General features: G+C 73.1%; 13 protein-coding genes. 4 read left to right on the top strand and 9 right to left on the bottom strand.

Translation table 11 applies throughout. The features are described 5' to 3' along the window. Positions 1-12 precede the first annotated feature (12 nt). From ACZ64A_RS01565 to ACZ64A_RS01550, 4 genes are all read right to left on the bottom strand, one after another. A complete protein-coding gene (locus tag ACZ64A_RS01565) occupies positions 13-669 on the bottom strand; it encodes a hypothetical protein (RefSeq protein WP_469807501.1) in 657 nt (218 codons plus the stop codon). A 382-nt stretch (positions 670-1,051) separates the two neighbouring features. After that, positions 1,052-1,279, bottom strand: coding sequence for a hypothetical protein (locus ACZ64A_RS01560; RefSeq protein WP_469807499.1), 228 nt, complete (start codon positions 1,277-1,279; stop codon positions 1,052-1,054). An 82-nt stretch (positions 1,280-1,361) separates the two neighbouring features. Further along, the gene (locus tag ACZ64A_RS01555; RefSeq protein ID WP_469807498.1) at positions 1,362-2,828 is read right to left on the bottom strand and encodes an NCS2 family permease; all 1,467 of its coding nucleotides are present in this window, start codon (positions 2,826-2,828) and stop codon (positions 1,362-1,364) included. Positions 2,829-3,049: 221 nt separating this feature from the next. Continuing rightward, on the bottom strand, positions 3,050-3,499 hold the full coding sequence (locus ACZ64A_RS01550) for an FAD binding domain-containing protein (RefSeq protein WP_469807497.1): 450 nt from the start codon (positions 3,497-3,499) through the stop codon (positions 3,050-3,052). A gap of 334 nt (positions 3,500-3,833) precedes the next feature. Between ACZ64A_RS01550 and ACZ64A_RS01545 the strand changes: the two genes are divergently transcribed. Beyond that, on the top strand, positions 3,834-5,510 hold the full coding sequence (locus ACZ64A_RS01545; protein ID WP_469807496.1) for a PucR family transcriptional regulator: 1,677 nt from the start codon (positions 3,834-3,836) through the stop codon (positions 5,508-5,510). 131 nt (positions 5,511-5,641) lie between these two features. Continuing rightward, on the top strand, positions 5,642-6,412 hold the full coding sequence (locus ACZ64A_RS01540; protein WP_469807495.1) for a hypothetical protein: 771 nt from the start codon (positions 5,642-5,644) through the stop codon (positions 6,410-6,412). A 50-nt stretch (positions 6,413-6,462) separates the two neighbouring features. On the opposite strand, the gene ACZ64A_RS01535 is transcribed toward ACZ64A_RS01540, so the two are convergent. Beyond that, positions 6,463-7,308 carry a class II glutamine amidotransferase gene (locus ACZ64A_RS01535; protein ID WP_469807494.1) on the bottom strand — a complete coding sequence of 282 codons (846 nt, stop codon included), beginning with the start codon at positions 7,306-7,308 and terminating at the stop codon, positions 6,463-6,465. 138 nt (positions 7,309-7,446) lie between these two features. Further along, on the bottom strand, positions 7,447-8,211 hold the full coding sequence (locus ACZ64A_RS01530; protein WP_469807493.1) for a GntR family transcriptional regulator: 765 nt from the start codon (positions 8,209-8,211) through the stop codon (positions 7,447-7,449). Positions 8,212-8,367: 156 nt separating this feature from the next. Between ACZ64A_RS01530 and ACZ64A_RS01525 the strand changes: the two genes are divergently transcribed. Next, the gene (locus ACZ64A_RS01525; RefSeq protein WP_469807491.1) at positions 8,368-9,201 is read left to right on the top strand and encodes a (2Fe-2S)-binding protein; all 834 of its coding nucleotides are present in this window, start codon (positions 8,368-8,370) and stop codon (positions 9,199-9,201) included. 358 nt (positions 9,202-9,559) lie between these two features. Continuing rightward, entirely contained in the window at positions 9,560-10,603 is a 1,044-nt protein-coding gene (locus ACZ64A_RS01520) for a DUF2637 domain-containing protein (RefSeq protein ID WP_469807490.1), read from the top strand. Between the two features lie 94 nt (positions 10,604-10,697). On the opposite strand, the gene ACZ64A_RS01515 is transcribed toward ACZ64A_RS01520, so the two are convergent. From ACZ64A_RS01515 to ACZ64A_RS01505, 3 genes are all read right to left on the bottom strand, one after another. Continuing rightward, positions 10,698-11,174 (bottom strand): ATP-binding protein, encoded by a 477-nt coding sequence (locus ACZ64A_RS01515; protein WP_469807489.1) that lies wholly within the window; start codon positions 11,172-11,174, stop codon positions 10,698-10,700. Between the two features lie 302 nt (positions 11,175-11,476). After that, a complete protein-coding gene (locus tag ACZ64A_RS01510) occupies positions 11,477-13,219 on the bottom strand; it encodes a pyruvate dehydrogenase (RefSeq protein ID WP_469807488.1) in 1,743 nt (580 codons plus the stop codon). A 68-nt stretch (positions 13,220-13,287) separates the two neighbouring features. After that, entirely contained in the window at positions 13,288-14,805 is a 1,518-nt protein-coding gene (locus ACZ64A_RS01505) for a protein phosphatase 2C domain-containing protein (protein ID WP_469807487.1), read from the bottom strand. Positions 14,806-14,864: the final 59 nt, after the last annotated feature.

Genomic DNA, 14,864 nt, shown 5'->3' with positions numbered 1-14,864 from the left:
TCAGAAGCGGGCCTACGCCGACCCGTCCTGCGGGCGGGGGGACGGCGTCTCCAGCTTGTCCTGGCGGTCGCGGTCCCCGTCGGTGCGGGTGCTGAGGATCGTGTCGCAGACCTCGCGGAGCTTGTCCGTGGCCTGCTTGGAGAACAGCCCGCACAGGCCCGCGATCCCGGCGAAGCCGTAGGGGTTGGTGGCCCCGGGGCCGGAGCTGCCCGTGAACAGGCCGCCGCGCAGCAGGAAGTACACCAGCAGCGCGAGCGCGACCCCGATGCCGGCGCGCAGCAGGTACCACCACAGCCAGCTCGCGTACAGCCGCCGGTTGCCGACGTACGTGGCGAACGACGTGGCCGCGTGCACGAAACTGCCCAGCGCGCTGCAGCAGACGACCGCGAGCAGCATCGCCGTGTCGGCCGTGAGCGCCCAGCCGCCGAGCCCGAACGGCGACCACCGCGCCGTGGCGCCCGGTGCCGCGCCCGCCCGGGCGACGTGGAGCAACGCGGGCCACAGGCTCAGCAACGCCCCGCACACCACGACGAGGTCGGCCAGCAGGAAGACGCCGAGAACCGTGGTCGCCCAGCCCGGCATCCGGCGTATCCGTCCCGGCCCGTGCGCCTCGCCGCCCGGTTCGTCCGCGCTCGGCCCCGGCCGGTCCGCCGCACGCGACCCGACCACACCCTGTTCCTCCGGCACCCCACTCCCCCGTCCCTCCGGTGACAGACGGCTCACCTTGCAGGCCGGCAAGCGGGGCACGCAAGTTCGACCACGAGCCTTCAGGCCACGGCGGCGACCCGGGCCGCGGAGGGTGACGCCTAGGGCCTGTCGTTTGGATCAGGGCGGCCGTGAGCTGCGGTGCGACTCGGCCGACCCGAGCGGGGTCTGGTGCGTGCAGCTGCAAGGCGGAGGAGGGCGCCAACGCGGTGGGGGTCCCCCCTGCTCGGAGAGCTAGGGGGAGTTGGCAACCGACGACAACGCCGCTGGGGGTCCCCCCTGCTCGAAGAGCTGGGGGGAGTGCGTGCCAGACCCCGCGACGCCGGCGTGATCCAAACGACAGGCCCTAGACGGACCCGAACGCCGAGACCGCCCTCGACGATGACGTCGGGGCGGTCGGCAGGACCCGGCCGGTCGATCCGCGGCCGGTGACGATCCGCGCGACCGCCACGGCCTCCCCGCGGGCGGCGGCGGCCGACGCGGTCGCGAGCGCCGGGCGGGCCGTTCGCCGGCCCTCGGGGGTGACGAGGATGCCGGGCACGCCGTCACGGGTCAGGGCCGACGGCGAGGGCATCCACGTCGCTGTGCCCGAAGCGCTCGGACACGGTCTTCCGTCCCCGAGCGCCTGCCGGCACAGCTCGTCGTGGGTCGGGCGGTCAGTGCACGCCCAGCAGGGTGCGCAGTGGGTTGAGGGCGAAGTAGATGATGAAGAGGGCGGTCAGGCCCCACATGAACGGGCCGATCTCCCGCCACTTGCCCTGAGCGACCTTGATGGCGGTGTAGGAGATCACGCCGGCGGCGACACCGGGGGTGATCGAGTACGTGAACGGCATGATCACGACGGTCAGGAAGACGGGGATCGCCACGGAGCGGTCGCCCCACTCCACGTGCCGGGCGTTCATCATCATCATCGCGCCGATGGTGACGAGGGCGGCCGAGGCGACCTCTCTGGGCACGATCGCCGTGAGCGGCGTGAAGAAGAGACAGAGGGCGAAGAACCCACCGGTGACGACCGAGGCCAGACCGGTGCGGGCGCCCTCACCGACGCCGGTGGCGGACTCGATGAAGACGGACTGTCCGGAGCCGCCCGTGACACCGCCGATGACACCGCCGGCGCCGTCGATGAACAGGGCCTTGGACAGGCCGGGCATCCGGCCCTTCTCGTCGGCGAGGTTGGCCTCGGTGCCGATGCCGATGATGGTGGCCATGGCGTCGAAGAAGCCGGCGAGCACGAGCGTGAAGACGATGAAGGTGACCGTCATGTAGCCGACGTCGCCCAGACCGCCGAAGGACACCTTGCCGATGAGCGAGAAGTCCGGCATCGACACCACGCTGCCGTGCAGCGCGGGGCCCTCGCCGTTGGCCCAGGCCTTGTCGTCGACGAGGCCCGCGGCGTTGACGATCATGGCGAGGATCGTGCCGGAGACGATACCGATGAGGATGGCGCCCGGAACGTTCCGGGACTGGAGCATGAAGATCATCAGCAGGGTGACCGCGAAGAGCAGCACGGGCCAGCCGACGAGCTCGCCGCCGTTTCCGAGGGTGACGGGCGTGGCCTGGCCGGCGTGCACGAACCCGGCCTTCACCAGGCCGATGAACGCGATGAAGAGGCCGATGCCGATCGTGATGCCGTGCTTCAGGGGCAACGGGATCGCGTTCATGATCAGCTCACGCAGCCCGGTGACGACCAGGAGCATGATCACGACGCCGTAGGCCACGCACATGCCCAGGCCCTGGGCCCAGGTCAGGTCCTTGTTGCCCATGACGAGGCCGGCCAGCACGCCGGAGACGGAGAGTCCGGCGGCCATGGCGAGCGGGACCTTGCCGAACCAGCCCATGAGCAGGGTGCAGAACGCCGCGCCGAGCGCCGTCGCGGTGATCAGCGCCTTCTGGCTGAGGGAGTCCCCGGACTTGTCCGCTCCGGAGAGGATCACAGGGTTGAGCAGCAGGATGTACGCCATCGCCATGAAGGTGGTGACGCCGCCGCGCACTTCACGCGCGACAGTGGATCCCCGCTGGGATATGTGGAAGTACCGGTCGAGCCAGGACCGTCCGGCCGGGACGCGGCTTCCCGAGCCCGCGTCTTCGGCGGTGGTCCTGGGCTCCACTGACTGCTGGGTCATGGTGCCATCTCCCAAGGTTCACAGGGGCACCCGCGTGGGAACCGACGGCGCCGGATTGGGCCGCGGCTGCGGGATTTGGGAATGGACGCCCGGGGGACGGCCCGAGACGAACGAACTGCAGGTACTTCAAGGCCCGCGAGCGGAGCGGAACTCAAAGGGGGTTCCCCCGGGCGGCGCGTGGAGGGTGTGACGTTCCCTGCGCCGCCCGGAGAGTCTGTGGGTTACGCCGGGCGGGCCGGCTGCCCGGGCCGCACCGAAGCGAGGTCCGGATCGGGGACCGGCGCGGCGGCGGACCGCCGCGCGCACGGCCGGCGCAGGCGAGCGGGCCGGTACCGTCGCGGTCCGTCCGTCTTCGGGACGGCGCGGGTGCCCTGGACCACCGGCTCCACCGCGTGCGCACCGGGGGCGCGCGGGACGAGGTGGGCGCGGCCGGTGGGAGAAGCCGTGCCGAGGCTGCCGCCGGCGCCGCCGCGGTGGCGGATCAGGGGGGAGGCGACCGTCCGGGCGGCGGACGCGCGGCCGGGCAGCTCGGCACGGAGACTGTCGGCGATCTGCGGATACGGGACACGGGCTCCGACCATCACGTCGGTACCCCCGATCGGCACCAGGCCGGGGTGCTCGGCCGTGACGTCGAGCAGTCCCTCCCGGCTGGTGGGGCGAAGGCAGTCCATGACCGGCTCTCTTCTACGTCTCGTGGTCGTGCAGATCAAGTCAATCGGCGTCCGGCGGGGCTGGCTCGTTCACGTCGTGTTCACCGAAGTGGACTCAGTACACCGCCGACAGCTCCATGCGGGTCAGTCACGGAAACCATGAAGGAGTTGGGTGGTCAGAAGAGCCATCTTGTAGATTCGTATGAAGTGAGGGGCTCGGTAACCCCCACGTCTTCCTCTGGCAACAGAAAACACAGCCCAGAAGCCCACGGGGCGTAATCGCCCGGCCTCGCGCCCGGCTCCTCGGCACAAGACTGATCCGAAGCTTTCGAGACAAAGAACGGCGGCGACGAGAATGCGGCTGCGCGCACTGCTGGACACCGATGCGCTGGGCCTGAGGCTCCTCGGCGGCGAGGACGAACTGGACCGCACCGTGCGCGGTGTGATGACCACGGACCTGCGCGACCCCAGCCGCTACCTCTCCGGCGGCGAGCTGGTGCTCACCGGTCTGGCCTGGCGCCGGGACGCCGACGACTCCGAACCGTTCGTCCGGATCCTGGTGCAGGCCGGTGTGGCGGCGCTGGCGGCCGGCGAGGCGGAGCTGGGCGATGTGCCCGAGGACCTCGTCCTGGCCTGCACCCGCCACCGCCTGCCCCTGTTCGCGGTGCACGAGTCGGTGGCGTTCGCGACGATCACCGAACACGTCGTGCGGCAGGTCTCCGGCGAACGCGCCGGCGACCTCGCGGCCGTGGTGGACCGGCACCGCCGCATGATGACCTCGGGTCCCGCGGGCGGCGGCCCCGACGTGGTCCTGGACCTGCTGGGTTCCGACCTCGACCTGCGCGCCTGGGTGCTCTCCCCCACCGGCCGGCTGATCGCCGGCTCGAAGGAGGCCGCACCGGCGCTCCCCGCCGAGGTGTGCGGCCGGCTCGCGGCCCAGCACCTGGCGGCGACCCGCACCGGCCGCCGCGGCCCGCACCGGGTGACGGTGAGCGCGACGACGTACTCCCTGTTCCCGGTGCGCAGCAGCGGCCGCTCCCCGCAGGCCGCCGCCCGGGACGTGCGCGAGACGGTGCTGTCGGACTGGCTGCTCGCGGTCGAGGCGGACGCGTCCGACTGGGCCGAGGAGCGCCTGGACCTGCTGCAGGGGGTCACCCAGCTGATCGCGGTCGAACGGGACCGCCGCGACGCGGCCCGCACGGTCCGCCGCCGCCTGGCCCAGGAGGTCCTCGAACTGGTCCAGACGGGCGCGGCCCCGGCGGAGATCGCCGCGCGCCTGCGGGTGGCCGCCCCCGTGCTCCTGCCCGGCCTGGGCGCGGCACCGCACTGGCAGGTCGTCGTGGCCCGTGTGGAGTGGGACGGCGGGGACCTCGAGGGCGGCCCGGTCGCCCAGTCCCTGCTGGAGGAGATCCTGGTCGACCCGCAGGCGACCGGGCCCGAGCCGTCCGACCGCATCGCGGTCGCCCACACCGGCGACGAGGCGATCGCCCTGGTCCCGCTCCCGGCCGTGGCCACCGAGCACGACGGCACCGAGACCGGCATCCTGGCCGACGCGCTGCTCCAGACCGTACGGGACCCGCTGGCCGCCGGGCTGGACGGCGACGGCCGGGTGACGCTCGGTGTGAGCGCCGCCGTGCACTCCGCGGAGGGGCTGCGCGGCGCGCTGGAGGAGGCACGGCACGCCCGCCGGGTGGCCGCGGCCCGCCCCGGCCAGGTCTGCGCGGCCGGTCACCAGGAGCTGGCGAGCCACGTCCTGCTCCTGCCGTTCGTGCCGGACGACGTCCGCCGCGCCTTCACCGCCCGCCTGCTGGACCCGCTGCGCGACTACGACCGCCGCCACCGCGCCGAGCTGATCCCGACCCTGGAGGCGTTCCTCGACTGCGACGGTTCCTGGACCCGCTGCGCCACCCGTCTCCATCTGCACGTCAACACGCTGCGCTACCGGGTCGGGCGAATCGAGCAGTTGACGAGCCGGGACCTCTCGCGCCTCGAGGACAAGCTGGACTTCTTCCTGGCGCTGCGCATGAGCTGACCGAAGAGCGACCCGACTTTGTGAATTCCTTCACCCACCCCCTTGGCCCGGCACCGCGATTGGTGCTGGAATGCCGCCACTACTCATAGCTCGATGGCGTGCTCGGGGAGGGCAATGTGGCGCATACCGCCATGTCTGGTACCGGAACGACCGCAGCTGACGATCCCCTCCAGACCGCGGTATGGCGGCTGCGCTCCCGCGCATGCTGGTCCGACGCGGCGGAACTGCTGAAGCCGGACACCCCCGCCGCGGCTCTCCAGCGGGCCGCGCTGCTGGCGGAACGCTGCCTGTACACCGAGCGGGGCTGGGAGGACGCGGAGGACGCGCTGCGCACCGCGGAGGCGCTGGCCCACACGGACGAGGAGCGCGGGGCGGCCGCTTGTGAACGCGGGTACGTGGCCTACGCCGCGACCCTGCACGGGGTGCGCGACCGGGCCGACGAGGCGCGCGCCGCGCTCGGCCGGGCGGCGGCCCTGATCCCCCGCGACTCCCACGCCCGGGCGCTGCTGGACTTCCGCCGCGGTCTGGTCGCCCAGAACCTCGGCGACGCGCCTCAGGCGGCGCACGCGGCGTTCCGGCGGGCCCACGCGGGCGCCACCGCGCACGCCGACCCGCTCCTGCTCTCGTTCACCTGGCGCCATCTGGCGGGCCTCGCCCTGCGCGAGGGCGAACTCTCCGAGGCCCGCCACGGCTTCACCGAGTCCCTGCGGCTGCGGGAGGAGCTGGGCTACCTCGTCGGTACGGCGCCGGCGCTGGCGTCCCTCGCGGACACCGAACCGGAACCGGAGGCGTCCCGTCTGCGCGAGGAGGCCCGCCGCCTCTTCCGCCTCCTCGGTGGAGTCCCCACCTGGCTCGCCAAACAGCTGACCCCTCCCCCGGCGACGGAGCCGGCGACGGCGTAGCGACGCGGACGGGCCGGCCGGTGCCCCGCGGCACCCGGCCGGCGCCCGGCTCACCCGTGGGCGACGTCCCGGCGGGGCCGGAAGTCGTGGAGTTCGTCCTGGCCGGGCTGGACGACCCCGTAGCTGCTCTCCGGGACCTCGTTCCAGGCGCCGGGGAGGTCGCCCAGGGGTTCGGACACCACGAGGCGGGTCTCGTCCGAGAGCTCCCTCAGGAACGACACGTCCGGGTGCAGTGCGCGCAGGGCGTCGACCTGCGTGCTGTAGAACAGCGACCGGGAGGCGCGCTCGCTGGAGTAGCGGAAGGCCCATACGCGTGCGCCGTCGGCGACCGCGACCGTCATCTGGAGCGGCTGCGGCACGCCGTGGCGCTCGGCCGTCTCCTCGACCAGGCCGGCCATCCGCGCCACCGCGGCCGGCGGATCGTCCTGCAGGCCGAAGGTGACGGCGAGAAAGAACATCAGTTCCGAATCGGTGGATCCCTCGATGTCCGGGTACAGGGCGGGGTCGACGGCCAGTGCGAGATCCCGGCGCAGGCGGAGGTAGTCGCGGATCGCCCCGTTGTGCATCCACAGCAGGCGGCCGTGCCGGAAGGGGTGGCAGTTGGTCTGCTGCACGGCCGTTCCGGTGGTGGCCCTGATGTGGGCGAAGAACAGCCCCGAGCGGACGTGGTGGGCGACCTCCTGGAGGTTGCGGTTGCTCCAGGCCGGGCCGATGTCCCGCAGCACCGCGGGGGTCGTCTCCTCGGGCGCGTACCAGCCGACGCCGAACCCGTCGCCGTTGGTCGTCTCGACGCCCATGCGGGCGTGCAGACTCTGGTCGATCAGATTGTGTTCGGGTTCGAACAAGATCTGGCTGAGGGGGACGGGCGTACCGGAATAGGCGATCCAGCGGCACATGGAGGCTTCCTTCCGCCGACAGGGGGCGCTGTGCCCGTCGGCGGGTGCGGTGCGACGGCGCCGAGGCCGGCGGACAGGGGTGGTTCCGAGCCATGACCAGTATCGGCCACCCGGGTGAACGGGGCATGCCTGGACGGGTCAGGCGCGCGCGTAGTGCCTCTCCACCAGGGCGCGCACCCGGTCCAGGTCCCCGGCGACCAGGGCGTCCAGCAGGGTGGTGTGTTCGGTGGCGTCGGCGAGCAGGTCGCCGTGGCCCGGACGGCCGGCCCCGGGCCACTGTCCCCGCCGGTGCACGTCGTCGGCGATCCGCACCAGCTGCGCGTTGTCGGCCAGCGACAGCACCGCCCGGTGGAACGCCCGGTCCGACTCCGCGTACGCCGCACGGCAGCCGGTCGCCGCCGCCTGTACCGTCGCCTCGGCCAGCGGCCGCAGGCGGGCCCACCGCTCCACCGGCACCGCCCGCGCGAGCCGCAGCACCACCGGCACCTCGATCAGCGCCCGCACCTCCGCCAGTTCGGCCAGCTCACGTGCGTCGCGCACCACGACCCGGAACCCCCGGTTGGGCACGACCTCCACCGCGCCCTCGAGCGCCAGCTGCTGCATGGCCTCGCGCACGGGCGTCGCCGACACGCCGAACCGCTCCCCCAGCGCGGGCGCGGAGTACACCTCACCCGGTTTCAGCTCGCCCGCGACCAGCGCGCTGCGCAGCGCGTCCAGCACCTGTCCGCGCACCGAGGCGCGCTGCACCACCGGCCGCTCACCGTGCGTGTGCTCACCCCGCACCCGCTCCTCCCGGCCGGCGGCCACCCGGTCCACCTCCGCGGCGGTCGGCTGCTGCGGCACGTACAGCCCCCGGCCGGCGGGCATCCCGGTCCCGGCGGAGTCCTGCGCGCCCTGCTTCACGGGCCCTCCTCCGGGCTGGTCGGTATGTGGGGTCATGACGACAGGTTGTTACTCGTCCGTCAAGCACCTTAGGGCCAGAACCCACCAGCTCAAATCTCGATCACCATCGCGTAAGGTAAGCCTTACCTCAATCCCGCCCAGGATCGGTGGTCAGCCGTGCCCGTCATCTCCTCCCCCACCGCGGACGCCTACGCCCGCCTCGCCGAGGTCCACCCCGGGCTGACGATCACCGAGCGGCACCCGCACGACCCCCTCCCCGACGGCGGCGCCTGGACCCCCGCCGCCGCGCTCGCGCACGACCCGGCCGCCCTGGACGCCTTTCTGGCCTGGGACGACGCCCAGGTGGTGCGCGACTACGGCATCCGTGCCCGCCCGGACGTCGTCGCGAGCTTCGCCCTGCACCGCTACGCCTGGCCGGCCTGCCTGCTGATCACCGTCCCCTGGTTCCTGCAGCGCCGCGTCCCGCGCCTGCCCGTGACCCACGTCTCGTACGACCGCACCGGCGGCCGCATGGCCGTACGCCCCGTCTCCTTCGCCTGTCTGCCCGGCGACCCGGCGGCCGCCCACCCCGCCGCCCGCGTGGTCCCGGACGAGGAGGCGCTGCGGGCCGAGGTGCGCGCGGCGGTCGCCGAGCACGCCGAACCGCTGCTCGCCGCGTTCGGCCCGCGGATGCGGCGCCGCGGCCGCGCGCTGTGGGGCATGGTGACCGACGAGGTCGTGGAGGGCCTGTGGTACGTCGCCCATCTGCTCGGCGAGGAGGAGCGGGCGCGCCACGAACTGGAGCTGCTGCTGCCCGGGGCGACGAAGCCCTACGCCGGCTCGGCGGCGTTCCGCGAACTGACCGGCCCGGACGGCGAGCGGCTCCCCACCAGGGACCGGGTGAGCTGCTGCATGTTCTACACCGTCCGCCCCGAGGACACCTGCGCCACCTGCCCCCGCACCTGCGACACGGACCGGCTCACCAGACTGCTGCGGACCACGTCCGTCTGACACCCGGCGGCGGCCCATCGGACGTTCCTCCAAGCACATCTGACGCCCCCTCGGCCCCCTCCCCCCCGCCAAGTCCCCACCCGCATCCTCTAAGATCAGCCGCGAGTGGGACACGCGCACGGACACAGCCGTTTCACGCCTTCCTCACCACGCGCAGGAAGTTCCCGTGGAACCACCCGTACGGGTAGTCTTATTCGAACTCAACTCCCGCCCCTCACGCGGCAGTTCGAGCAGAACGCCGTCCTGGGCATCCCCTTGCACCTCCTTGGCGGCCTCTTGCCCCGAAACCCCCTGAGGGCCGGCGGGATTGGGCCACTATGGCGGGCGTTACGCCCTATCCCAATGCAAGGGACCCGTGATGAGACTGACCGACATATCGCTGAACTGGCTGCTTCCGGGCGCCGTACTGCTCCTGGGCATGCTGGCGGCGGTGGCGGTGCTCGCGCGCGGAAAGCGCTCCTCCGGGGAGAACGCGAGCGCGGACGACTCGTGGGAGCGCGCCGAGGAGCGCCGCAGGCGCAAGGAGGCCCTCTACGGCACGGTCTCCTATGTGCTGCTCTTCTGCTGCGCCGCGGTCGCGGCCGCGCTCTCCTTCCACGGACTGGTGGGCTTCGGTGAGCAGAACCTCAACCTGACCGGCGGCTGGCAGTACCTGGTCCCGTTCGGCCTGGACGGGGCGGCCATGTTCTGCTCCGTGCTCGCGGTGCGGGAGGCCAGCCACGGCGACGCCGCCCTCGGCTCCCGGCTGCTGGTGTGGATGTTCGCGGCGGCGGCCGCCTGGTTCAACTGGGTGCACGCGCCGCGCGGCATCAACCACGCCGGTGCCCCGCACTTCTTCGCGGGCATGTCCCTGTCGGCGGCCGTGCTGTTCGACCGGGCGCTGAAGCAGACCCGCCGGGCGGCACTGCGCGAGCAGGGGCTGATCCCGCGGCCGCTGCCGCAGATCCGGATAGTGCGCTGGCTGAGGGCGCCGCGCGAGACGTACAGGGCCTGGTCGCTGATGCTCCTGGAGGGCGTGCGCAGCCTGGACGAGGCCGTGGACGAGGTGCGCGACGACAAGCGGCGCAAGGAGGAGTCGCGCCGGCTGCAGCGGGAGAAGGACCGCGTGGAGCGGGCGCAGCTCAAGGCCATCAGCCGCGGGCACGGCGGTTACGCCGGCCATGGCACCGGCCGCGAGGTGGAGGTGCAGGCGGTGGAGCGCGGCGGCAACGAGCTCTCCGCGGAGCCTGCCATATCGACGCCGGAGCAGCTGCCGGTGCGCGCGCGTCCCTCCCTGCAGCCCGTCCGCCGGGCGTCTGACGCGATCACCGTCGACCTCACCGCGGAGGACGACACACAGGCCCTGCCGCGGCTCGACTCCCTGGAGCGCAAGCTCAAGGACCTGGAGCAGCAGTTCGGCTAGAGGCGCTGGGCGCAGGAGTACATGACGGGGCGGGGCCGCGACCGGACAGGGTCGCGGCCCCGCCCCGTGGTGGGCTTCGTGCACCCGTGTCCGCTCACACGGCGTGCAGCTCGAACCAGACCGCCTTCCCCACCCCGTGCGCCCGCACGCCCCAGGCGTCCGCGAGGGACTGCACCAGCATCAGCCCCCGGCCGTGCGTGTCGCAGTCGGCGTCCGCCACGCGCAGCCGTGGTCTGCGGCCGACGAAGTCCCGCACCTCGACGCGCAGGCCGCGCGGCCAGATCGTCGCCGTCAGCACCGCCTCGCGATCGGTGTGCACCAGCGCGTTGGTGACCAGTTCGCTGGTCAGCAGCTCCGCCGTGTCGGCTCCCGCGGTCCTCCCCCACTGCCCGAGCAGCTCCCGCAGGGCTCTGCGGGCCTCGGGCACGGCCCGCAGGTCACGTCGTGCCAGCCGGCGCCGCAACTGCGGCGCCGGTATGCGGTCCCCGCCGCTGTCCGTCCTGTCCTCCACTGCCTCGGCCGAGTAGGCCCCCGTCGTCACCGGTACGCTCCTTCGTGCCTGCCTGGTCATGACCCCCGCCTGCGTGCCGATGGCCGTATCCCTCCTGCTCGAACACGTTCACGGGATGCATGCCCGGCCGGTCGGGAGGCAGTCATCCGGGCTCGGTGACAACCGGATGTTCGGCCACCGCGCGGCCGGGCGGCGTACGCGCTCGCCGAGCCGCCGGGACGGTCACGCCGTGCGCGCACACCCTCCGACCGCCCCCTGCGCGGCGCGCCCGCGGAACGTGGGGCCACAGGGGACACACGGCACCCGGTTCCCGTCCCCGGAACTTGGCCGGATAACGACGTTACGGACGGCGGACGGGACACCTAAGGACGCGGCACATTGCGCAGGTTGGAGCGGGCCATCTGGAGCATGCGGCCGACTCCGCCGTCCAGCACCATCTTCGAGGCGGACAGGGCGAAGCCGGTCACCATCTCGGCGCTGATCTTCGGTGGGATGGACAGCGCGTTGGGATCGGTGACGACGTCGACGAGCGCCGGGCCCTTGTGCCGGAAGGCTTCCTTGAGCGCACCGGCGAGCTGCTTGGGTTTCTCCACCCGGACCCCGTGGGCACCGCAGGCACGGGCGACCGCCGCGAAGTCGGGGTTGACGTTGGCGGTGCCGTAGGAGGGGAGACCGGCGACCAGCATCTCCAGCTCCACCATGGACAGGGCGGAGTTGTTGAAGAGCACGACCTTCACCGGCAGGTCGTACTGGACCAGGGTGAGGAAGTCGCCCATCAGCATGGAGAAGCCGCCGTCGCCCGACACCGACACCACCTGCCGGCCCCGGTCGGTGAACTGGGCGCCGATCGCCATCGGCAGCGCGTTGGCCATCGAGCCGTGCGAGAAGGAACCGATGATCCTGCGGCGGCCGTTGGGCGAGAGGTAGCGGGCGGCCCAGACGTTGCACATCCCGGTGTCGACCGTGAACACGGCGTCGTCGTCGGCGAGTTCGTCCAGGACGGCGGCGACGTACTCGGGGTGGAGCGGGACGTGCTTGTCGACCTTGCGCGTGTACGCCTTCACCACCCCTTCCAGGGCGTCGGCGTGTTTCTTCAGCATCTTGTCGAGGAAGCGCCGGTCGTCCTTGGTCCGCACGCGCGGGATCAGGCAGCGCAGCGTCTCGCGGACGTCCCCCCACACGGCGAGGTCCAGTTTGGAGCGCCGACCGAGGTGTTCGGGCCGCACGTCGATCTGCGCGATCTTCACGTCGTCGGGCAGGAACGCGTTGTAGGGGAAGTCGGTGCCGAGCAGGATCAGCAGGTCGCACTCGTGGGTGGCCTCGTAGGCGGCGCCGTAGCCGAGCAGCCCGCTCATCCCGACATCGAAGGGATTGTCGTACTGGATGAACTCCTTGCCCCGCAGGGCGTGTCCCACGGGGGACTTGATCTTCCCGGCGAACTCCATGACCTCGGCGTGCGCCCCGGCGGTGCCGCTGCCGCAGAACAGGGTGACGCGTGCCGCGCCGTCGATCAGGTCGACGAGCCGGTCGATCTCGGCGTCGCCGGGGCGGACCGTGGGCCGGGCCGTGACCAGGGCGGACTCCGCGGCCCGCTCCGGCGCGGGTTCGGCGGCGATGTCACCGGGCAGGGTGACGACGCTGACCCCGCTGCGCCCCACGGCGTTCTGGATGGCGGTCTGCAGCAGCCGGGGCATCTGCCGGGGGTTGGAGATCATCTCGCTGTAGTGGCTGCACTCGCGGAACAGCTGGTCGGGATGGGTCTCCTGGAAGTAGCCGAGGCCGATCTCGCTGGAGGGGATGTGGGAGGCGAGGGCGAGCACCGGGGCCATGGAGCGGTGGGCGTCGTAGAGGCCGTTGATGAGGTGGAGGTTGCCGGGCCCGCAGGAGCCGGCGCAGGCGGCGAGCCGGCCCGTGATCTGGGCCTCCGCCCCGGCGGCGAAGGCGGCGGTCTCCTCGTGGCGGACGTGGATCCAGTCGATGGCGGGGTTGCGCCGGACGGCGTCCACGACCGGGTTGAGGCTGTCGCCGACGACGCCGTAGAGACGTTTGACGCCGGCGCGGACGACGATGTCGACGAACTGTTCGGCGACGTTCTGCTTGGCCATGGCTGCTCGTTCGCCCCTTCGCTGTCCGGTGATGACTCCCGCCTTCCATGGAGGCACAGCGGGCGCGGTTACGCCTCCCACACGGCGGCGGCCGTACGGTCGTCGGCGTACCCCTTGACCCGCACCTGGGCGTCGGCGAGGAAGGCGGCGAGGCCCGGCGGTCCGGGGGCGGACCACCGGCCGCCGAGGTGGGAGGCGAGGTCCGGCTCGCCGAGGAAGGGCTCGGCGAGGCCCGCGGTGCACATCAGCAGCACATCACCCGGTCGGGCGAGCGAGGCCCGGAACCGGAACGGCGCGCGGGGCGGCTCCGGGGCGGGCTCGTACGGGCTGGGCGGTGTCGGGATGCCGAGGTCCATGGTGAGCCGGTCGCCCTGCGGCGTCTCGGCCGGCGGCGACCCGAACCCGACGACGGCCTCCCCCGTCGGCACCTCGGTCACCCGCGGCTCCAGGTCCTGCCACTCGCCGCCGCGCAGCCGGAACAGTCCGCCGTCGCCGACGCCGAAGAAGACGCGGGTACGGCAGGCCGGGTCGGCGGGCAGCAGCAGGCAGCGCAGCGTGGCGGAGTACTCCTCGGGGGCCAGGCCCTGTTCGGCGGCGGCGGCGCGCAGCTTGCCGAGGCTGCGGTCGGTGAGCCGGTGCAGCCCCGACTTCAGGTCGCCGCGCCGGGCGTTCCGCAGATCCTCGACGAGCCGGACATGGCTGCGGCCCACGGCCCGGCCGATCCACCGGCACACGTCGGCCGCCGCCCGGTGCGCACCCGGCGTGGCACGGGCGCCGGACGCCATCGCCACCAGCAGCAGGGCGTGTTCTCCCTGGCCGAACCGGGCGGTGAGCAGCGCGTCCCGGCGCGGCTCCCCGCGAAAGCGCGCGGAGTCCCCGCGCACCGACACGGCCCGCACGGTGCACACCCCGTACCGGGCCCCGTCCAGCACGGTGTCCGGTACGAGGTCGTCCAGGTCGTCGGGGTCGGCCGCGGGCAGAGCGGTGGGCTCGGCGTCGTAGGTGGGCGGGCCGGAGCCGACGTACGGGCGGGACGCGGGGAGCGGGACCGGGTGGATGGACACGACACCTGTGCCTGCCACGGGGACACCCGGCGCGGAAGCGTCCGCCGTGGCGTCGTCGCTCTCGCGTCCACCACCCACGTCGTACGCCGCCGGCCGCCCTGCCCCCTCCTCGGAGCCGGACCGGACCGGACCCGGCGGGAAGGTCACGGGGCCGGCCGGTGCCGCGGGCGGCGGTTCCCAGGGGGCCCGGGGCCCGGCGGACGGCCGCTCCCACTGCGGCGGCACGGCGGGCGGCGGTGGCACGGCGGGCGGTGGCACGGCGGGCGGCGGCGGCACACCCGGCGCGGGCGGCGGACCGGAGGTGTCCGGGGTGCGGGCGCCCGGGACGCGGGCGGTGTCCGGAGGTTTCGTGTCGGCCGGTGCCTTTTCCCCTCGGTGGCCGAGCGTGCCCGACGCCGAGGCGAAGCGGTCGTCCAGCGAGTCGGGCGCCGCCGTGGGGCCCGTGTCCGTCGTGGCGTCGTCGTACAGCTGACCCCACCAGTCGTCCTCCCGGCCGGTGGGCCTTCCCCCCTGCTGGCTCATGCCCCCAATTGTCCACCGCACGGCCCGGATGAAAACGGGGCATCCGGAAAATGCCGTCC

The organism is Streptomyces sp. NPDC104814 (assembly GCF_055583185.1).
This window is presented reverse-complemented; position numbering and strand designations above follow the sequence as displayed.

Coding starts and splice junctions, on each gene's coding strand:
- ACZ64A_RS01560 (WP_469807499.1), bottom strand. CDS start 1,279: ATGCCCTCGCCGTCGGCCCTGACCCGTGACGGCGTGCCCGGCATCCTC.
- ACZ64A_RS01555 (WP_469807498.1), bottom strand. CDS start 2,828: ATGACCCAGCAGTCAGTGGAGCCCAGGACCACCGCCGAAGACGCGGGC.
- ACZ64A_RS01550 (WP_469807497.1), bottom strand. CDS start 3,499: ATGGACTGCCTTCGCCCCACCAGCCGGGAGGGACTGCTCGACGTCACG.
- ACZ64A_RS01545 (WP_469807496.1), top strand. CDS start 3,834: ATGCGGCTGCGCGCACTGCTGGACACCGATGCGCTGGGCCTGAGGCTC.
- ACZ64A_RS01540 (WP_469807495.1), top strand. CDS start 5,642: ATGTCTGGTACCGGAACGACCGCAGCTGACGATCCCCTCCAGACCGCG.
- ACZ64A_RS01535 (WP_469807494.1), bottom strand. CDS start 7,308: ATGTGCCGCTGGATCGCCTATTCCGGTACGCCCGTCCCCCTCAGCCAG.
- ACZ64A_RS01520 (WP_469807490.1), top strand. CDS start 9,560: ATGAGACTGACCGACATATCGCTGAACTGGCTGCTTCCGGGCGCCGTA.
- ACZ64A_RS01515 (WP_469807489.1), bottom strand. CDS start 11,174: ATGACCAGGCAGGCACGAAGGAGCGTACCGGTGACGACGGGGGCCTAC.
- ACZ64A_RS01510 (WP_469807488.1), bottom strand. CDS start 13,219: ATGGCCAAGCAGAACGTCGCCGAACAGTTCGTCGACATCGTCGTCCGC.
- ACZ64A_RS01505 (WP_469807487.1), bottom strand. CDS start 14,805: ATGAGCCAGCAGGGGGGAAGGCCCACCGGCCGGGAGGACGACTGGTGG.